19 protein-coding genes are annotated in these 18,284 nt (G+C 58.9%); 5 read left to right on the top strand and 14 right to left on the bottom strand.

Annotated features, from left to right (window positions below):
* Positions 1-82: 82 nt before the first annotated feature.
* The 6 genes from msrQ to AC07VO_RS28600 all read right to left on the bottom strand — a co-directional run bounded on the left by msrQ (position 83) and on the right by AC07VO_RS28600 (position 6,064).
* The gene (gene msrQ / locus AC07VO_RS28625; RefSeq protein ID WP_086945885.1) at positions 83-703 is read right to left on the bottom strand and encodes a protein-methionine-sulfoxide reductase heme-binding subunit MsrQ; all 621 of its coding nucleotides are present in this window, start codon (positions 701-703) and stop codon (positions 83-85) included.
* Positions 703-1,716: a protein-methionine-sulfoxide reductase catalytic subunit MsrP gene (msrP, locus tag AC07VO_RS28620; protein WP_018930219.1), complete on the bottom strand. Its 1,014-nt coding sequence runs from the start codon at positions 1,714-1,716 to the stop codon at positions 703-705. Before msrP ends, msrQ begins: the two co-directional genes overlap by 1 nt.
* A 63-nt stretch (positions 1,717-1,779) precedes the next feature.
* Complete coding sequence (pssA, locus tag AC07VO_RS28615; protein WP_008006914.1) at positions 1,780-2,637, bottom strand: CDP-diacylglycerol--serine O-phosphatidyltransferase; 858 nt, start codon at positions 2,635-2,637, stop codon at positions 1,780-1,782.
* A gap of 145 nt (positions 2,638-2,782) precedes the next feature.
* Positions 2,783-3,799, bottom strand: coding sequence for a ketol-acid reductoisomerase (gene ilvC / locus AC07VO_RS28610; RefSeq protein ID WP_003228216.1), 1,017 nt, complete (start codon positions 3,797-3,799; stop codon positions 2,783-2,785).
* A gap of 46 nt (positions 3,800-3,845) precedes the next feature.
* Positions 3,846-4,337 carry an acetolactate synthase small subunit gene (gene ilvN / locus AC07VO_RS28605; RefSeq protein WP_003205610.1) on the bottom strand — a complete coding sequence of 164 codons (492 nt, stop codon included), beginning with the start codon at positions 4,335-4,337 and terminating at the stop codon, positions 3,846-3,848.
* A 2-nt stretch (positions 4,338-4,339) separates the two neighbouring features.
* On the bottom strand, positions 4,340-6,064 hold the full coding sequence (locus AC07VO_RS28600) for an acetolactate synthase 3 large subunit (RefSeq protein ID WP_026286735.1): 1,725 nt from the start codon (positions 6,062-6,064) through the stop codon (positions 4,340-4,342).
* 399 nt (positions 6,065-6,463) lie between these two features.
* Between AC07VO_RS28600 and AC07VO_RS28595 the strand changes: the two genes are divergently transcribed.
* Entirely contained in the window at positions 6,464-6,886 is a 423-nt protein-coding gene (locus AC07VO_RS28595) for a DUF4124 domain-containing protein (protein ID WP_064620345.1), read from the top strand.
* 18 nt (positions 6,887-6,904) lie between these two features.
* Here the strand turns inward: AC07VO_RS28595 and AC07VO_RS28590 are convergent, their stop codons facing one another.
* From AC07VO_RS28590 to mrcB, 3 genes are read right to left on the bottom strand one after another with little or no spacing between them, the layout of a single operon-like run.
* A complete protein-coding gene (locus AC07VO_RS28590) occupies positions 6,905-7,240 on the bottom strand; it encodes a YqcC family protein (protein ID WP_018930215.1) in 336 nt (111 codons plus the stop codon).
* Positions 7,240-7,974, bottom strand: a complete 735-nt coding sequence (locus AC07VO_RS28585; protein WP_018930214.1) for a tetratricopeptide repeat protein — start codon at positions 7,972-7,974, stop codon at positions 7,240-7,242. Before AC07VO_RS28585 ends, AC07VO_RS28590 begins: the two co-directional genes overlap by 1 nt.
* A 16-nt stretch (positions 7,975-7,990) precedes the next feature.
* On the bottom strand, positions 7,991-10,309 hold the full coding sequence (mrcB, locus tag AC07VO_RS28580; protein WP_064620347.1) for a penicillin-binding protein 1B: 2,319 nt from the start codon (positions 10,307-10,309) through the stop codon (positions 7,991-7,993).
* 119 nt (positions 10,310-10,428) lie between these two features.
* On the opposite strand from mrcB, the gene AC07VO_RS28575 reads away from it, so the two are divergent.
* The 3 genes from AC07VO_RS28575 (at position 10,429) to AC07VO_RS28565 (ending at position 12,935) form a co-directional block, all read left to right on the top strand.
* A complete protein-coding gene (locus tag AC07VO_RS28575; protein WP_064620349.1) occupies positions 10,429-11,985 on the top strand; it encodes a bifunctional aminoglycoside phosphotransferase/ATP-binding protein in 1,557 nt (518 codons plus the stop codon).
* A 91-nt stretch (positions 11,986-12,076) separates the two neighbouring features.
* Positions 12,077-12,421 carry a pentapeptide repeat-containing protein gene (locus tag AC07VO_RS28570; RefSeq protein WP_018930211.1) on the top strand — a complete coding sequence of 115 codons (345 nt, stop codon included), beginning with the start codon at positions 12,077-12,079 and terminating at the stop codon, positions 12,419-12,421.
* 241 nt (positions 12,422-12,662) lie between these two features.
* Complete coding sequence (locus AC07VO_RS28565; RefSeq protein ID WP_009050884.1) at positions 12,663-12,935, top strand: TfoX/Sxy family protein; 273 nt, start codon at positions 12,663-12,665, stop codon at positions 12,933-12,935.
* A gap of 268 nt (positions 12,936-13,203) precedes the next feature.
* Here the strand turns inward: AC07VO_RS28565 and AC07VO_RS28560 are convergent, their stop codons facing one another.
* Genes AC07VO_RS28560 through AC07VO_RS28550 form a run of 3 tightly spaced genes read right to left on the bottom strand, consistent with a single transcriptional unit; the run spans position 13,204 to position 15,833 of the window.
* Positions 13,204-14,070 carry a ChaN family lipoprotein gene (locus AC07VO_RS28560; RefSeq protein ID WP_086945886.1) on the bottom strand — a complete coding sequence of 289 codons (867 nt, stop codon included), beginning with the start codon at positions 14,068-14,070 and terminating at the stop codon, positions 13,204-13,206.
* 12 nt (positions 14,071-14,082) lie between these two features.
* Positions 14,083-14,850, bottom strand: coding sequence for a heme ABC transporter ATP-binding protein (locus AC07VO_RS28555; RefSeq protein WP_086945887.1), 768 nt, complete (start codon positions 14,848-14,850; stop codon positions 14,083-14,085).
* Positions 14,850-15,833 (bottom strand): FecCD family ABC transporter permease, encoded by a 984-nt coding sequence (locus AC07VO_RS28550; RefSeq protein ID WP_167331204.1) that lies wholly within the window; start codon positions 15,831-15,833, stop codon positions 14,850-14,852. Before AC07VO_RS28550 ends, AC07VO_RS28555 begins: the two co-directional genes overlap by 1 nt.
* A gap of 248 nt (positions 15,834-16,081) precedes the next feature.
* Between AC07VO_RS28550 and AC07VO_RS28545 the strand changes: the two genes are divergently transcribed.
* Entirely contained in the window at positions 16,082-16,399 is a 318-nt protein-coding gene (locus AC07VO_RS28545; protein ID WP_064620359.1) for a Rieske (2Fe-2S) protein, read from the top strand.
* On the opposite strand, the gene sfsA is transcribed toward AC07VO_RS28545, so the two are convergent.
* Positions 16,396-17,109 (bottom strand): DNA/RNA nuclease SfsA, encoded by a 714-nt coding sequence (sfsA, locus tag AC07VO_RS28540; protein WP_086945888.1) that lies wholly within the window; start codon positions 17,107-17,109, stop codon positions 16,396-16,398. The two genes, AC07VO_RS28545 and sfsA, sit on opposite strands and share 4 nt — an antisense overlap.
* Complete coding sequence (locus AC07VO_RS28535) at positions 17,109-18,281, bottom strand: pyridoxal phosphate-dependent aminotransferase (protein WP_086945889.1); 1,173 nt, start codon at positions 18,279-18,281, stop codon at positions 17,109-17,111. Before AC07VO_RS28535 ends, sfsA begins: the two co-directional genes overlap by 1 nt.
* Between the last annotated feature and the right edge of the window lie 3 nt (positions 18,282-18,284).

Genomic DNA, 18,284 nt, shown 5'->3' with positions numbered 1-18,284 from the left:
TGTTTACCAAGGAGTTTTCCGTTTCGACTGCGCCGGAAGTGGGGCGAATTATAGACGTCCAGGATCTGCCGTCAACCTCTAATTACGCCTTTCTTGCAGAAGGTGCCTTTTTAACGATTAAACGTGGAATTCGGCGGGTTACAGGCGGCAATCTCAATACTAATAACAACGCACCTATAGAAGCGTAGATCGCCCACTCCCTCAGATCGGCGCGAACGATCCACAACATATGCAGTAACCCAAGCCCGAGAATCACATAGACCAACCGATGCAGTCTTTTCCAGCGAACGCCCAAATGCCGCTGACTGTAACGATTGGAGGTAACCGCCAGCGCCAACAAACCGAGAAAACCCAGCACCCCGACGATAATGTACGGCCGCTTGCGCAACTCGATACCCAGTTGTGACCAATCAAAGCCGAGGATGAACGCCGTATAACCGCTCAAATGCAAAACCACATAGGCGAAACACCACAACCCCAACTGCCGTCGGACAGCTATCCACCCCGACCAACCGGTGAGCTTCTGCAATGGCGTCATGCTTAACGTAATGAGCAGCAGGACAAGCGTCCCCAACCCTAGACGATCAACCAGCACCTTTCCTGGATCAGGCCCCAGCACATCCGCCCAGGCTTGATACAACCAAAGCAGCGGCCAAACAGCTGCGGCGATAAAGACACCAATACGCCAGAACAGATATCGCATCAGTAATTCTTCCGCAGATCGAGCCCTGCATATAAAGAAGCGACTTCATCCGAGTAGCCGTTGAACATTTGCGTGTCCCGCACATTGGGCTTGAACAGACCGCTCGGCAAACGCCTTTCCCGTGCCTGCGTCCAACGCGGGTGGTCGACTGTCGGGTTCACGTTCGCATAAAAGCCATACTCATTCGAGGCAATGCTCTGCCAGGTGGTTTTCGGCTGCTCACTGACCAGGCTGATTCGCACGATGGACTTGATGCTCTTGAAGCCGTATTTCCACGGCACCACCAGACGTAGCGGCGCACCGTTCTGATTGGGCAACTCACGTCCATACATGCCTACAGCGAGAATCGCCAACGGATTCATCGCCTCATCCAGACGCAGCCCTTCTACATATGGCCAGTCGATCAAGGCGAAGCCAGAACGTTGTCCAGGCATACTCTTGGGATCTTGCAGGGTTTCAAAGCGAATAAATTTGGCCTTGGACGTCGGTTCTACTTCCTTCAGCAAAGCCGAAATTGGAAAACCTATCCACGGAATGACCATCGACCAGGCCTCCACACAGCGAAGACGATAAATACGCTCTTCCAGCTGATAAGGCTTCATGAAGTCTTCCAGCGCATACCGCCCCGGCTTACCCACCTCCCCGTCTACCACCACGCTCCACGGTTCGGTTTTTAGCGCACCGGCGTTGGCCGCAGGATCGCCTTTGTCGGTACCGAACTCATAGAAGTTGTTGTAGTGGGTCGCATCCTTGAAAGGCGTGATTGCTTCATCCTTGACGTTGACCGCCCCCCATTTAGTGGAAGGCAGTTTTTCGGCAAACCAGGACGGCGCCTTGCCAGGCTCGACATCGGCATAACGCGCAGCATCGTCGGCACTCGCCCAGCGCGGCAGCGTACTCACAGCCAAACCGGCAACGGCCGCGCCTAATACATTGCGACGAGAAAGGTAGAGAGATTCAGGCGTGACGTCTGACTCATGACAGTCAGACGCTTTGGGGACTTTGATCAGCATGGCAACTCCGCAGCATTGGAGGACAGATGCACCCATAGACTGCGGAGTATGAGGGAAATTACATCACTCGGCTTTTTTGTGCCGACGAAGACGCAGCAGGTACTGCACCGGCCCGGAAGCCGCATAGGCAAGGAAAACCAGCAGCAGGATGCGCGGCGGATCACTGAATACAACGGCAAATACCAGCACCACTGCCAGGATCGCGACAAAGGGAACGCGCCCCTTCAAGTCCAGCTCCTTGAAGCTGTTGTACTTGATGTTACTGACCATCAGCATGCCTGCGGCGGCAACCATCAGTGCAACCAGGAACGACATTTTGGAACCCTGAATGCCGTAATCGCTGAACGCCCAGACAATGCCCGCGACCACACCGGCCGCGGCCGGGCTGGCCAGACCGATGAAGTAGCGCTTGTCGGCGGTGCCGACCTGCGTGTTGAAGCGTGCCAGGCGCAACGCCGCACCCGCCACATAGATGAAGGCGACCATCCAGCCGACTTTGCCCATATCGCCCAAGGCCCAGCCGAATGCCAGCAAAGCCGGCGCGACGCCAAAGGCAACCATATCCGACAGCGAGTCGTACTCCGCACCGAAGGCGCTTTGGGTGTTGGTCATGCGAGCGACGCGACCGTCGAGGCCGTCGAGCACCATGGCAACGAAAATCGCGATCGCGGCAAACGCAAAATACTTGCTCGCGCCGATTGCATCACCGGCACTCAAGGCGCTCTGGGCGCTCATCGAGTTGATGATGGAATAGAACCCTGCGAAGAGGTTCGCAGTGGTGAACAGATTCGGCAGAAGATAGATACCACGATGCCGGACTTTACGGCCTTCAGCGTCATGCCCTTCTTCGATGTGCTCATCGATGGGCAGAAGGCTTTCGGCGTCAGAAGCCTGCTTTGGCTCTTCGGGACGTTCGCTCATGGACATTACCTTGCAACGGGGTGGAAAGTTTCGACAGGTGTCTGGGACGACGGTTCGACCGCAAACGATGCAGCTTTATACCAGAACCGGCGGATCCAAACGAAAAAACGCGGCCTAGGCCGCGTTTTCCGTACAAGCTCGTGACTTAGTTCTTGGCTTTGTCGACGATCTTGTTGGCACCGATCCACGGCATCATGGAGCGCAGTTGCTCACCGATGATTTCGATACCGTGAGCGGCGTTGTTACGACGCTTGGCGGTCATCGAAGGATAGCCGGTGGCGCCTTCGCTGATGAACATCTTGGCGTATTCGCCGTCCTGAATACGTTTCAGGGCGTTGCGCATGGCCTGACGGGATTCGGCGTTGATTACTTCCGGACCTGTCACGTACTCGCCGTACTCAGCGTTGTTGGAGATCGAGTAGTTCATGTTGGCGATACCGCCTTCGTACATGAGGTCAACGATCAGCTTCAATTCGTGCAGGCATTCGAAGTAGGCCATTTCCGGCGCGTAGCCAGCTTCAACCAGGGTTTCGAAACCGGCTTTTACCAACTCAACGGTACCGCCGCACAGAACGGCTTGTTCGCCGAACAGGTCGGTTTCGGTCTCGTCCTTGAAGGTGGTTTCGATGATGCCGGTACGACCGCCACCAACGCCGGCAGCGTAGGACAGTGCAACGTTTTTGGCGTTGCCCGAAGCATCCTGGTAGATAGCGATCAGGTCAGGGATACCGCCGCCTTTGACGAACTCGGAACGCACGGTGTGGCCCGGAGCTTTCGGCGCGATCATGATCACGTCGAGGTCAGCGCGCGGAACAACCTGGTTGTAGTGGATCGCGAAACCGTGGGAGAAGGCCAGGGTGGCGCCTTTCTTGATGTTCGGCTCGATTTCGTTCTTGTACAGCGAGGACTGGAACTCGTCCGGGGTCAGGATCATGACCAGGTCGGCAGCTGCTACGGCGGAAGCAACGTCAGTCACTTTCAGGCCGTGGGCTTCAGCTTTGGCAACGGTGGCCGAACCTTTACGCAGGCCAACGGTAACGTCAACGCCGGAGTCTTTCAGGTTGCACGCTTGAGCGTGGCCTTGGGAGCCGTAACCAATGATGGCAACTTTCTTGCCCTGGATGATCGACAGGTCGCAGTCTTTATCGTAGAAAACTTTCATGAATTTCCCCTTTATATCTGGCCCTCAGGCCATTCGCTAATTTGGTTTAGATGCTCAGTACTTTGTCGCCGCGGGCAATCCCGGTGACGCCACTGCGTACGGTTTCCAGAATCGAGGCAGTGCCGATCGATTGAATGAAGCTGTCGAGCTTGTCGCTGGTACCGGTCAATTGAACGGTATACACGCTGGCGCTGACATCAACGATCTGCCCACGATAAATATCGGTGGTGCGCTTGATCTCGGCGCGCTGGGCGCCGGTGGCCTTGACCTTGACCAGCATCAGTTCGCGCTCGATGTGAGCACTCTCCGACAAGTCGACCAGTTTGACCACTTCGATCAGCTTGTTCAGGTTCTTGGTGATCTGCTCGATGATTTCATCATGGCCGACAGTGGTTAGCGTCAGACGCGACAAAGTCGGGTCTTCGGTTGGCGCCACGGTCAGGCTTTCGATGTTGTAGTTGCGCTGCGAAAACAGGCCGACTACACGAGACAGAGCGCCCGGTTCGTTTTCCAGAAGCAGGGAAATAATGTGCCGCATGATTAAGTACGCTCCGTCTTGCTCAACCACATATCACGCATGGAGCCGTCTTTGATCTGCATCGGGTAGACGTGCTCGCTGGTGTCAACCGAGATATCGATAACCACCAGGCGATCTTTCATGGCGAACGCCTCCTCCATCTTCGACTTCAAATCTTTCGAGTCGGTGATGCGCACGCCAACGTGACCATAGGCCTCTGCCAGTTTGACGAAGTCAGGCAGCGATTCCATGTAGGAGTGCGAGTGACGGCTGCCATAACTCATGTCCTGCCACTGGCGAACCATACCCAGCACGCCATTGTTCAGGATGACGATTTTTACCGGCAAACCGTATTGCAGGCAGGTCGACAGTTCCTGAATGTTCATCTGGATGCTGCCCTCGCCTGTTACGCAGGCGACATCGTCATCCGGGAAGCTCAGCTTGATGCCCATGGCCGCCGGAAAACCGAAGCCCATGGTGCCCAGGCCACCGGAGTTGATCCAACGGTTCGGCTTGTTGAACTTGTAGTACTGCGCCGCGAACATCTGATGCTGACCCACGTCGGAGGTCACAAAGGCGTCGCCCTTGGTCACTTCGCACAGGGTTTCGATCACGGTCTGCGGCTTGATCACGCTGCCGTCGCCCTTGTCGTAAGGGAACAGACCGCGGTCACCGCGCCACTCATCAACTTGCTTCCACCAGCTGGCAACGGACTCCTTGTTCGGGGTCTCGCCGATTTCCTTGAGGATCGCGACCATTTCGGTCAGGACGCTCTCGACCGGGCCAACGATAGGCACGTCTGCCTTGATGGTCTTGGAAATCGAAGCCGGGTCGATGTCGATGTGAATGATCTTGGCATTCGGGCAGAACTTGGCCGGGCCGTTGATCACGCGGTCATCGAAACGCGCGCCGACTGCAAGGATCACATCGGCATGGTGCATCGCCAGGTTGGCGGTGTAGCTGCCGTGCATGCCGAGCATGCCGATGAACTGACGGTCGGTGCCAGGGTAGGCACCCAGGCCCATCAGGGTATTGGTCACTGGCAGGTTGAGCATCTTCGCCAGCTCGGTCAGCGGCGCAGAGCCACCACCGAGGATCACGCCGCCGCCCGAATACAACACAGGGCGCTTGGCCGCCAGAAGCATTTCGGCTGCCTTGCGGATTTGCCCGGAGTGACCGCGAACGGCCGGGCTGTAGGAACGCAGTTTGGCTTTTTTCGGGAAGATGTATTCGAACTTTTCGGCCGGGTTGGTCATGTCTTTCGGGATATCGACAACGACCGGACCAGGACGACCGGATTGCGCCAGGTAGAACGCCTTCTTCATGACTTCCGGGATTTCCGAGGCGTGCTTGATCATGAAGCTGTGCTTCACGATCGGCCGGGAGATACCGATCATGTCGGTTTCCTGGAACGCATCGGTGCCTACCATGGTGCTAGGCACCTGGCCGGAAATGACCACCATCGGAATGGAGTCCATGTAGGCCGTGGCAATACCGGTGATGGCGTTGGTTGCGCCCGGGCCGGACGTCACCAGTACCACGCCGGCTTTACCGGTGGCACGGGCATAGCCGTCAGCCATATGGGTCGCAGCCTGCTCGTGACGAACCAGGATGTGGGTCACTTCCGGTTCTTTGAACAGGGCATCATAGACATGAAGAAGAGCACCACCCGGGTACCCGTAGATATATTTGACGCCTTCGTCACGCAAAAAGCGGACGAGCATCTCACCGCCAGATAAAAGCTCCACGTTGTTCACCTCTAAAACGCCAGAATACCGCCCACATACAAGAGGACGGGTCTTAATAGGTTTACTTCTCGGCAGAGCATGAGCGACGGTGGTCGCCGACTACGTCAGCACTGACTGAGCAAGTATTGGGATCGTCCCAAGTGTTGCGGGCCTTTCCCACCCAGCGCGAGGTAACGCGTTGCGGGTGTAACAGGTCGGCGCGGATGTGCGCCTCATGATCTGCCGAGTGGGTCTGCTTCTGGCAGTCCCTCTACAGCGGACTTTGGATTCTTCTGTTTCGCCCATCGCAAGTCAAGCCGTCAATGTGCTTTATTGAACTAAGCGCATGAGAACGCAAGAAAAAACCTTTAAACCGCAACTGTGTTAGCTTCAATTGCGCACCCCCGATAAGGAAATGGCATGCGAACGCTCATCTTCACCGCCAGCTTGCTGATCAGCCTGAGCCCTTTGTGCATGGCGGGTCAGATCTATAAATGGGTCGATGCCCAGGGCGTCACCCATTTCGATGCACAGCCGCCCCAAGGCCGGGAGGCCACCGTCATGGTCACGCCCTCCCCGCCCGTCGGCAAGCCGGGCGCGCTACCGCGCGGCAACGTCATCGGCGATCAAAAGGCCATCGATCACAAAGTGAAAAAGCAGGTCGCCGAGCAGCAGGCCCAGCTAAGAGTGTTCTGTGAACAAGCTCGGACGAACCTGGCTCAACTGCAGAACAATCCGCGATTGCGGGAGGAAGTCGACGGCGAGACGCGCCGCCTGACCGACCAACAACGTCAGGAGCGCCTCACCGAAGCACAGAAACAGATTGCGAAAAACTGCCAGTAAGCACTGGCAGTTTCCGATTCAGCGGGAGACGGTGATCAACGCGTCGAACTCTTTGAGCAAGACCTGAAGCTGCCGATCCTTGCCCTGGACATTGCGGGAGGCGAAGACCATTTCGGCCATCTCCTGAATCCCTGATGCGTTGGGCAATGGCAGATCCTGCTCCAGGATCGACTTCATCCTTGGCAAGAAGACCCATTGCAGCCATTGCTCGAAATCCAGCGTATCCACCGAAAACGGTTCAACGCTGGAGAGCGCCTCAGCAGACGGCGGCACTTCATCCCACCAGCCCTGAACGCGCAGCTCGCGCTCGATCAACAGCAACTGTTCGGCAATCTTCGGAAAGCGCATATCCATCACAGCGAAACCTTGGCCTTCTGACGAGCCAACGCAGCACCGGCCGGGTCACCCTGCTTCTCTCGGGCCTGGGCGATCAATTCCCACAGGCTGGCCTGAAGATCCGGACGCCCATTGGCGAACGTCAGGCCACGGCGGGCAAACTGCTCGGCCTGAGCCGCATCACCTTGAGCCATACGCACCTGGGCCAAGCGATAAAGTACTTGCGGCTCGCGCGGTGCAACACGCTGGGCACGTTCGAGGCTGGAAGATGCACCATTAAGGTCGCCACTGGCCTGTTGCTGCTGGGCGGTGGTCAACAATGCCAGGACCGGACCGTCCAGTTGTTCATCGGCGGACAGTCCGCCGGAGTTCGCCGAAGGAATCCCGCTGGGCGTCGACGGCATGCTGTAGCTACCCTGATTGATCGGCGCCGACTGAACCGGCGAGGTATCAATCGGCCCCGGAGTAATCGGGCCTGGGGTAATCGGCGAAGTGCTGATCGGTGCCGAGGAGACGGCGCCACCACCCGGGACCATCACCACGACCCCGGTGTCACCTTGCGGGATCGCCTGAGTCTGAGCTTGTACAGGACGTTTCACCGTCGACTGACGGAAACCGCCATTCGCCGAAATCCGCTCACTGTTGGAGACGGCAGTGCCGGCATCCTCAACCGGGATCGAACCACGCTGCACAGTGGAGCAGCCGCTGAGCAAAGCCACGGCAGTCACCGCTGGAATCAACCACTTGTTCACTTCAAATCCTCTTTGCTTAATTCATCCAGCCCTTGACCCAATCCATCACCGATTCTGCAGGGCTTTCACCACCGCAAGCAGCACCGGGAGGCGGTTCACTGCCGCGAATATACGGCATCTGCACCGCACCTGGGCAGTTGGCTTCGGAACCTTGACCAGTGCGCGAATCGACCCAGGCCTGAACAATGTTGTCCGGTTGCGGCATGTCCAGCGGCAGCGGATCGGCCTTGCGCATGAAACTGGTCCAGACCTGCAACGCGCCGGTGGCACCGGTGAACGGTGTCTTGCCATTATCATCGCGCCCCAGCCAGACAACGGCCAGCAGATCCTGACTGAAACCGGCGAACCAGCTGTCCCGCGAATCGTTACTGGTACCGGTCTTACCGGCCAGGGTCAGGGTTTTCGGCAACACGTTATAAACCGAACTACCGGTACCTTCGCGCATGACGCGCTGCATGGCGTTCTGGATCAGGTAAATGGACGCCGGATCAAATTGCTGCTGAATCTGGAACGGATAACGCTTGAGCGGCTCGCCCTCGGCAGTCAGTACGCTGCGAATCCCGCGCATCGGCGTATTGAACCCGCCATTGGCCAGCGTCTGGTACATGGTCGCCACTTCGATCGGGGTCATACCGCCGGCACCGAGCAACATCGACGGGAACGCCGGGAATTCGCGGCTTACGCCCAGGCGTGCCAGGGTCTTCAAGACATTCGGCACGCCCACCGCCAACCCGAGACGCGCGGTCGACAGGTTGTAGGAATGCGCCAACCCTTGGTACAGGAACACCGTGCCGTGGGAACGGCGATCATAGTTCTGTGGTTTCCAGATCTGACCGTCCGCGCCTTTGACCGAGAAGTAGTCGTCCGATAGCCAACTGGTGAGCGTGTACTGGCTCGGCTTTTCAAGAGCGGTCAGATAAACCGCCGGCTTGATCAAAGAGCCGATCGGTCGCACCGCGTCCAACGCACGGTTAAAACCGGCAAAACTCGCCTGACGGCTGCCGATCATGGCCTGGACCTCACCGGTTTCCGGGTTGGTCACGACCATCGCGGCTTCCACGTCATCGGAACCCTTGCGCCCGGCCAGGCGCTTGAACGTGTCGTTGACCGAGGCTTCGGCTTTCATCTGCAGGATCGGGTCGAAACTGGTGAAGATTCGCAGCCCTTCTTCGGTCAAGTCTTCGTCGCGGTAGTCTTCGCGCAACTGACGTTTAACCAGATCAAGGAAGCCCGGGAACGAGCTGTCGGCCAACTTGCCGCGAGTGGTCACACCCAGTGGCATTTTCTTCGCCGCCTCAACCTGTTCGGCGCTGGCAACGCCTTGCTCCTTCAGAACATCGAGCACCAGATTGCGCCGCTCCAGAGCCCGCTCAGGGTTGCGGCGCGGGTTGTAATAGGACGGCCCCTTGACCATGCCCACCAACAAAGCGACTTGATGCAGTTTCAGCTCGGACAATGGCTGCCCGAAGAAAAACTGGCTGGCCAGGCCGAAGCCGTGCACCGCGCGCTGACCATCCTGGCCGACGAATACTTCATTGAGGTAAGCCTCAAGAATTTCGCTCTTGTCGTAATGCAGCTCAAGCAACATCGCCATCATGGCTTCGGTGAGCTTACGGGTCAGGCTGCGTTCACTGGTGAGGTAGAAGTTCTTGACCAACTGTTGCGTCAGCGTACTACCGCCCTGGGTCATCTTGCCGCCCGAGGTGTTGACATAGATAGCTCGGGCAATCGACTTCGGCGACACGCCCCAGTGGCTGTAGAAATCCCGGTCTTCTACAGCAACCAGGGTTTCGAGCAGATACGGCGGAACCTGATCGATCTTGATCAGGATGCGGTCTTCAAGGTTTTTCGGGTAAATCCCGCCGATCAGCAGCGGCTCCAGTCGCACCACGGAAAGCTTCGAACCGTTGGTCGCCGAGAGCTCGGCCACGTAATCGCCGGAGAACCGCACGCGCACGGGCTGCGCCTGCTCCATGCCTTCATAGAACTGGAAGCCTCGGGTATTCAAGTCGACGGTATTGCCATTGACCGCTGCCGCGCCGGGGCCGTTGCTGACCGCTTCGCGTCGGTAGCCCAAGGCATCGAGTTCGGTGAGGAAGTCGTCCTTGCTGAGCTTTTGTCCGACGAACAGCTCGAGCGGGCGCGCGTACACCTTGGCCGGGATGGTCCAGCGCTTGCCGGAAAACTTCTCCTGAACCACGGCGTCGAGGTAAACCGCGAACCCGGCCAGCACCACAAGGCCGACCAGGCTGAGTTTAAGGGCCCAGCCCAGCCAGGGGCGCATGCCCTTGGAAGGTGGTTTTTTAGGGGTGCGGGGGGATCGAGATCGAGTCATGGCGGCGGATTATACGCACTTTATTCATCCTCAACAGGAGCCCTCTGAGGTTTGCGTCGGACGGACTTGCAGCCATAATGACGGCCTTGAATTTCCCCCCAGACTCTGAAGGATCGCCTGTGAGCCAGTCCCTGATCGCTGCCCTGCAAAACCCGGCCCTCTACCCGCATCCCGTAGAAGGGTTCCAGGTCATCGAGACCCATATTTCCTGGGTGATACTCACCGGTCCCTATGCTTATAAAGTGAAGAAGCCGGTGAATTTCGGCTTCCTCGATTTCACCAGTCTCGAAGCTCGCAAGCATTTCTGCGGCGAAGAGCTGCGCCTGAACCAGCGCCTGACCCATGACTTGTATCTTGAAGTGCTACCGATCACCGGCAGTGCCGAGGCGCCACAACTGGGCGGCGATGGTCCGGTTGTCGATTACGCCCTGAAAATGCGTCAGTTCCCGCAAAGCCAACTGCTCAGCACCCTGCAAGCCAACGGCGAATTGACCACCACGCACATCGACGCGATGGCCGCGCAGATCGCTCAATTCCACCTCAGTGCGCCGAAAGTGCCTGCCGAACACGAAGCCGGCACGCCGGACAGCGTCATGGCGCCGGTACGGCAGAACTTCGAACAGATCCTTCCGTTCCTCAGCGACAAGGCCGATCTGTTGCAACTCGAGGCACTGCAAGCCTGGGCCGAAAGCAGCTTCGAGCGCCTCAAGCCACTGTTCGCCCAGCGCAAGGCCGACGGCTTCATTCGTGAATGCCATGGTGACATTCACCTGGGCAACGCTACCGTGATCGACGGCAAAGTGGTGATCTTCGACTGCATCGAGTTCAACGAACCGTTCCGCTTCACCGACGTTTACGCCGACACCGGCTTCCTGGCAATGGACCTGGAAGACCGCGGCCTGAAGAGCCTGGCGCGCCGTTTCATCAGCCAATACCTGGAACTGACCGGCGACTACCAGGGTCTTGAGCTGCTGAACTTCTATAAAGCCTACCGCGCCCTGGTTCGCGCCAAGGTCAGCCTGTTCAGCATGCCGGCCGAGGCCGACCCGGTGCAGCGCGCTACCACTCTGCGTCAGTACCGCAACTACGCCAACCTGGCGGAAAGCTACAGCACCATTCCTTCGCGTTTCCTGGCGATCACCCACGGTGTTTCCGCCGTCGGCAAAAGCCATGTGGCCATGCGCCTGGTGGAAGCATTGGGTGCCATTCGCCTGCGTTCGGATGTCGAGCGCAAGCGCATGTTCGGCGAACAGACCGTACCGAACGACCCGCAGGCCGGCATCTATAGCGCCGACGCCAGCGTCGCCACCTATGCCCGCCTGCATGAGGTTGCCAATGTAATTCTGCGTGCCGGCTTCCCGGTGGTGATCGATGCCACTTATCTCAAGCGCGACCAACGCGACAGCGCGGCAAAAATCGCCGAGGCCACCGGCGCGCCGTTCCTGATCCTCGATTGCGACGCGCCACAAGCGGTGATCGAGAGCTGGTTGAAGCAACGCCAGGCGGACAACAACGATCCGTCCGACGCCAACCTGGCTGTTATCGCCGCCCAGCAAGCCAGCCGCGAGGCACTGACGCCAGCAGAAATCCTCTGCAGCAAGCGCGTCCAGACCAATGAAAGTGGCACCCTCGATACGGTCGTTGCGCAGATTCGCCAGCGCCTGCCTGGTCTGTAAGAAACTATTTCAACCGTGAAGCCCTCACCGGCTTCACGGCTGCCAAATAGTGGCACTATACTGGCGTCATAAAACCATCAGGTGATGTGACATGAGCCAGCCAAAACTTCTCGACACCCCGCTTTATGCCTTGCTGCACAAAGACGACATCACAAGCTTCAACAATGAACGCCCGAAAGATGGACCTATCGACATGGTCGGTGGTGACTTCCGCGGGCTCGATCTGCGTGAACTGAACGCCGACGGCATCGACTTCACCGATGCCTACTTTCGCTCTGCCGACTTGCGCGGCGTCGACTTTCGCAACTCATCCCTGGAAGGCGCGAGCCTGGCCCACGCGCAGATCTCCGGCGCCTACTTCCCGCCAGAGCTGAGTGCCGATGAGATCCTGATGTCGATGAATTTCGGTACACGCCTGCGTTATCGCACCCGCTAAAAGCGACGTCTCACCCAGTCCAGCGCCCCCGCCTTGCGCTGGACGTTGTACTTTTTTTGCTCGAAAACTCAATTTCCCACACGCCCTCGGACTACATGCTCCGCCTTTTCACGCCGCTTCTTGAGTTTTCCTCTTAGAAGCTTTTGCGTCGAAACCGACCAAACAATCACGCTTTTCCTACTGATGGCTACACTGCTGAGAGGCTCGCCCACGCACCATTCGGCTGTCGCAAGGAGGCTTGATGAATGATGAACTGCAACACCTGAAGAATCTTGGCAAGACGTCGGCGCAATGGCTGCATGCCGTGGGCATCCACAGTGCCTCGGACTTGCGTCGGCTGGGAGCTGTGGACGCTTATCGGGCCGTGCGCACTCGCGGTTTTCGGGCGTCCAAGGTGTTGTTGTATGCGATTGAAGGCGCGTTGATGGATGTCCACTGGAACGACATTCCCGCCGAGCGCAAGGAAGCCTTGAACAAACAGCTGGATGCTATTTCGTCTCGCCACAAGAATTGAACGGATAATTTCACTCGAACGCACAGCCTGAAACCCAATGATTACGAGGCTTTCCAGCGAAGGAATGACGTAATTCACGGAAACGAGAAATCAGCGATTGACTTGGTAATGAGAATCGCTATGATTATCACAACTGGTCGCGAGACTGGTCGATATTCTGAAAAGCCCTTGGTTCGGACTCTCAGATTATCTCCTCATCAGGCTAATCACGGTTATTTGACCCGGCTCTTGCCGGGTCTTTTTTTGCCTGTGGAAAACTCGCGTGATCTTATTGGCCTGACGGCTTGCCGAACTGCTTGCGCATTTGCGCGCAGTAATCCTGCGGTGGCGTGGTGGGCGTATACCAGACGTAATCGGCCATGGCCGACGTGACCTCAGCGCCCTGCTCCGCCAGCATCAATACCGTTGGTGCCTTGGGCTCCCCCAGGTCCAGCACATGGATCGGCACCCCGACATCCTTGCGGGCGTGGAACGCGCCGGTAAACAACAGTGAAGGCATCGGTGCCGCCCGTAATCGCTCGGCTATCCGCCGGTCACGCTGCTGCTGCACGGCCAGCATCGCGGGCATCTGTGATTCAGGCAGCAAGCCGCAGTGGGAATCGCTGATCTGTGCCAGCAACTCGTTCCTGACCGTCGGAGCGTTGGAACGCGCACCGCTCAATGTTGGCGGTTTGGCATAGACAGTACGGACTTCAGGCGTGTCCAGATTGGCCGCCAGTAACGGGTACGGCTGAGTCAGGGCAAAACGAACGATCGGCCCGTAAAGACTCCAGTCCCATCCCGGCTGCCAGGCCAATGCCCCGGACAAATCGGTCGGCAGCGGTGAGGTATGCCGAACGTCATCGACGCGCTGTTGCTGAGCCGGCGTCAACATTTCCAGCAGCAGACTGCCTTGAGGCCGTCGCTCACCCAGTGCCTGCAATAACCACAATTGCAGTTGATGGTGATCACGATTGTCATGCTGCTCGCCGACGATCAACCGCGAAGGTTCCGCCAACCGTGCAAGCAGTTCTTGCGCGGTCAGGGTCTGACCGCTGCGCAAATCCCGGATTTCGCCGCTGACCGGCGGCACCGCTACATGCTGGCAAGCACTCAGTAACAGCGCGGCCAGAAAAACCATCACGCGTGTTTTCATCCCTAAAACACCTCAGCGGGCGATGATCAGCGGATGCCCACGCTCCGGGTGCGGTTGCACCAATACTTCCAGCCCGAACACTGCCTTGAGCGGTTCCGGGCGCAATACCTGTTCCGGCGTGTCCAGCATCACAGGACACCCACCTTCAAGCAGTAACAAGCGATCACAATAACGCGCCGCCAGGTTCAGATCATGCAGGATCACCAGCACCGCCGCACCGCGATCGGCGAATTCACGCACCGCTTGCAGAGTGGTGTGCTGATGCAGCGGGTCGAGCATCGACGTCGGCTCATCGAGCAACAACGTCTGCCCCGCCTCGCCCGGCCAAAGCTGCGCCAACACCCGCGCCAAATGCACCCGCTGACGTTCGCCACCGGACAACGCCAGATAACTGCGACCGCTCAAGTGCCCCGCATCGGCCGCCTGCAACGCGGCGGCGACAATCTCCTCATCCCGGACCCGACCGCTTTGATAAGGCAGACGGCCCATGCCGACCACTTCTTCGACGCGAAAGGCAAAGTCCAGGGTCGACACTTGCGGCAATACTGCCAAACGCCGGGCTCGCTGCGCTCCGTTCCAATGACTCAACTCACGCTCATCGAGCCAGACGCTGCCATGGTCCGCAGGCAATTCCCCGCACAGGGCGCCGAGCAACGTGCTTTTGCCGGCGCCATTAGGCCCCAACACGCCGAGGACTTCGCCCGGTTTAAGCTCGAGGGTGATGTCCGTCAGGACAATTTTTCGACCGCGGCGGATTTGCAGGTTCTGCGCTCGCAACATCAGGCACGCCCTCTGAGCAATAAATACAGAAAGAACGGCGCGCCGATGAGGGCCGTGACAATCCCGATCGGCAACTCAGCCGGCGCCAGCGCCAGCCGCGCCACCAGATCAGCAAACAACAGGAGACTGGCCCCCGCCAACACCGACGCCGGCAACAACACCCGATGATCGGGGCCGACCAGCAGTCGCACCAGATGCGGCACCACCAGGCCGACAAACCCGATCATCCCCGCCGCAGCTACCGCCGCGCCGACACCCAACGCCGTGCAGAACACCAATTCGCGCTTGAGTCCTTCGACGTCGATACCCAGGTGGCCGGCCTCCGACTCCCCCAGCAATAATGCGTTCAAGGCCTTGGCCCGACGCGGCAACCACAGTGCCACACCGGTACTCACCAGCAATAACGGCCAGAGTCGCGCATAACTGGCGCCGTTAAGGCTGCCCAGGTTCCAGAACGTCAGGGTGCGCAGGGTCGCGTCATCCGCCAGATAGGTGAAGAGCCCGACCGCCGAACCAGCCAGGGCAGTCAATGCAATACCGGCCAGCAGCATGGTCGCGACGTTGGTCTGGCCATTGCGTCGCCCCAGTCGATAGACCAGCGCCGTCACCCCCAACCCGCCGAGAAACGCGCACACCGACAACAGATATGGCCCGAAGGATTCAGGCAGTCCACCGAATACCGAGCCGCCGACAATCGCGATAGCCGCGCCCAATGCCGCGCCGCTCGACACCCCTATCAGGCCCGGATCGGCCAGAGGATTGCGAAACAACCCCTGCATTGCCACACCAGACAGCGCCAGAACCCCGCCCACCGCCAAACCGAGCAAGGTTCGCGGCAGGCGGATTTGCCCGAGGATCAGTTCGGCCTGCTCCAACCCGTCGGCGGCAATCGGCAGGCCGACCAAGCGCAGCGCCGCGCGCAAGGTGTCGAACAACGGCAAACTCACCGGCCCCAACGCCAGCGACAGCCAGATCGCCAGCAAACACAACAGGCTCAAGCCAATGAACAACGCACGAGGTTTAATCAGAAGGGTCATTGGCCAGTCGTACCGGGATCGAACAGGTGCATAAACAGCCTCCTTCAAAGGTTTCCCGGGCATAGTTATGACAGGCCAAGTATTCTCGGCATCCGGTAATCGCCCTGCGGGCGAGCCGTCATTTGATAATTGCTTGCATTTGAACGTCAAGCTCGGACGTACCAGGTCACGAGCCACAGGACTTGAGGATAGACATGAAGCTTCTTTGCACAGGCGCCGAATTGGCTGACGCCAGCAGTCGCGGTTTCGACGTCAACGGCCAGAAGCTCCTGGCCGTACGCCGGGGCGGTCGGGTGTATGTGTATGAAAATCGCTGCCCGCACCGGGGCGTCGGGCTGGAATGGCAGCCCGACCAGTTTCTCGACCCCAGCAACAGCTTGATCCAGTGCGCGACCCACGGCGCACTGTTTCTGATCGAGGACGGTGAATGCGTCGCCGGCCCCTGCGCCGGACAATCCCTGACCAGCATCCCCTGCCACGAAGATGAGCAAGGAATCTGGGTCACGCTCTAACCGTTCAACAGCACATCCAGTCGCCGATCGACCACCATCTCTTCGTGAGTCAAGCGCACGCCATACGCCAGCACTTCGACTCCACACGCCACTGCCTCACGCAACGCAGCTGCGTAGGCCGAATCGATTTCTTCGGCAGGACGCACCGCGTCGATCCCTGTCAGGTTCACGCAATACAACTGCACTGCCCGAATCCCGTCCCTGGCCAAATGCGCCAGTTCGCGCAAATGCTTGGCCCCACGCTGGGTCACCGCGTCAGGAAATGCCGCCACCGCCGAGCCATCAAAGCCCAGGGTGACGCTTTTGACTTCCACATAAGCCGGCCCGCCCGGGTAATCGAGACGAAAATCGATACGGCTGCTTTCCTGACCATAGGCCACTTCGCGCTTCAGTTCGGTAAAGCCGTTCAACTCGGTGATGACGCCAGCCTGCAACGCTTCCTCGATCAAGCCGTTGGCGCGCCCGGTGTTCACACAGAACAGCCGCCCCTGTGGGGTTTCGCCAACTTCCCAAGTGCCGGGCAACTTGCGCTTGGGGTCGGTGGAGCGGCTGAACCAGACTTGCCCGCCCTCGACCTGGCAATTAAGCATCGAGCCAGTGTTCGGGCAGTGAATGGTCAGCAACTCGCCGCCAACGGTTTCGATATCGGCAAGAAAACGCTTGTAACGACGAATCAAGCGCCCCTCTTCAAGGGGAGGATGAAAACGCATCAGCCTTGCCAGCTCTTCAAACCGCGGGCGATCCGCTCGACTGCTTCTTGCAAGCGCGGAAGGCTTTGGGTGTACGCAAACCGCACATGATGCCCGGCCTGATGACGACCGAAGTCCAGGCCCGGAGTAATTGCAACATGCTCGGTTTCGAGGAAGTGTCGGCAGAACGCGAAGGCATCGCCGCCGAACTTGCTGATATCGGCGTACAAATAGAACGCGCCTTCCGGCTCTACGGCGATACCGAAACCCAATTCCCGCAGGGCTGGCAGGAGGAAGTCGCGACGTCGACCGAACTCGGCGCGGCGCTCCTCGATAATGCTGATGGTGGCGGGCTCGAAGCAGGCCAATGCCGCGTGCTGGGCCATGCTCGGTGCGCTGATGTAGAGGTTCTGGGCGAGCTTCTCCAGTTCACCGACCGCTGCTTCAGGTGCGACCAGCCAACCAAGGCGCCAGCCGGTCATGCCGAAATACTTGGAAAAGCTATTGAGGACGAAAGCGCCGTCATCGACTTCCAGCACGCTGGCCGCGTCCGTGCCGTAAGTCAGGCCGTGGTAAATCTCGTCGACCACCAAATGACCGTGGCGGGCCTTGATCGCCGCGGATAGCCCGGCCAGTTCATCACGGGTCAGGATGGTCCCGGTGGGGTTGGCCGGCGATGCGACCAGGGCACCGACGCTGTCGTGATCCCAGTGACGCGCGACCAGGTCCGGGGTCAGTTGATAACGCACGTCCGGGCCGACCGGCACCAGTTGCGCCGCACCTTCCACCAGGCGCAGGAAGTGCCGGTTGCACGGATAACCCGGGTCGGCCAGCAGCCAGTGCTTGCCTGGGTCCACCAGCAAGGCACTGGCCAACAGCAATGCGCCTGAACCGCCAGGCGTGATCAGGATGCGTTGCGGATCGATGTTCAGCCCGTAACGCTGCTGATAAAAACCCGAAATGGCCTCACGCAGCTCAGGAATGCCGCGAGCGGCGGTGTAACGGGTCTTCCCCGCCGTCAGCGCGGCCTGGCCGGCCTGGATGATCGGTTCGGCGGTGGTGAAGTCCGGCTCGCCGATTTCCAGGTGAATCACGTCGTGGCCAGCCGCTTGCAGCTCGTTGGCCCGCGCCAGCAGGGCCATAACGTGGAACGGTTCGATAGCGCGACTACGCGCACTGTAGGACAGAGCCATTAG

The organism is Pseudomonas sp. GW821-FHT03E01, from assembly GCF_059420765.1.
This window is presented reverse-complemented; position numbering and strand designations above follow the sequence as displayed.

Coding starts and splice junctions, on each gene's coding strand:
- msrQ (WP_086945885.1), bottom strand. CDS start 703: ATGCGATATCTGTTCTGGCGTATTGGTGTCTTTATCGCCGCAGCTGTT.
- msrP (WP_018930219.1), bottom strand. CDS start 1,716: ATGCTGATCAAAGTCCCCAAAGCGTCTGACTGTCATGAGTCAGACGTC.
- pssA (WP_008006914.1), bottom strand. CDS start 2,637: ATGAGCGAACGTCCCGAAGAGCCAAAGCAGGCTTCTGACGCCGAAAGC.
- ilvC (WP_003228216.1), bottom strand. CDS start 3,799: ATGAAAGTTTTCTACGATAAAGACTGCGACCTGTCGATCATCCAGGGC.
- ilvN (WP_003205610.1), bottom strand. CDS start 4,337: ATGCGGCACATTATTTCCCTGCTTCTGGAAAACGAACCGGGCGCTCTG.
- AC07VO_RS28595 (WP_064620345.1), top strand. CDS start 6,464: ATGCGAACGCTCATCTTCACCGCCAGCTTGCTGATCAGCCTGAGCCCT.
- AC07VO_RS28590 (WP_018930215.1), bottom strand. CDS start 7,240: ATGGATATGCGCTTTCCGAAGATTGCCGAACAGTTGCTGTTGATCGAG.
- mrcB (WP_064620347.1), bottom strand. CDS start 10,309: ATGACTCGATCTCGATCCCCCCGCACCCCTAAAAAACCACCTTCCAAG.
- AC07VO_RS28570 (WP_018930211.1), top strand. CDS start 12,077: ATGAGCCAGCCAAAACTTCTCGACACCCCGCTTTATGCCTTGCTGCAC.
- AC07VO_RS28565 (WP_009050884.1), top strand. CDS start 12,663: ATGAATGATGAACTGCAACACCTGAAGAATCTTGGCAAGACGTCGGCG.
- AC07VO_RS28560 (WP_086945886.1), bottom strand. CDS start 14,070: ATGAAAACACGCGTGATGGTTTTTCTGGCCGCGCTGTTACTGAGTGCT.
- AC07VO_RS28555 (WP_086945887.1), bottom strand. CDS start 14,850: ATGTTGCGAGCGCAGAACCTGCAAATCCGCCGCGGTCGAAAAATTGTC.
- AC07VO_RS28545 (WP_064620359.1), top strand. CDS start 16,082: ATGAAGCTTCTTTGCACAGGCGCCGAATTGGCTGACGCCAGCAGTCGC.
- sfsA (WP_086945888.1), bottom strand. CDS start 17,109: ATGCGTTTTCATCCTCCCCTTGAAGAGGGGCGCTTGATTCGTCGTTAC.
- AC07VO_RS28535 (WP_086945889.1), bottom strand. CDS start 18,281: ATGGCTCTGTCCTACAGTGCGCGTAGTCGCGCTATCGAACCGTTCCAC.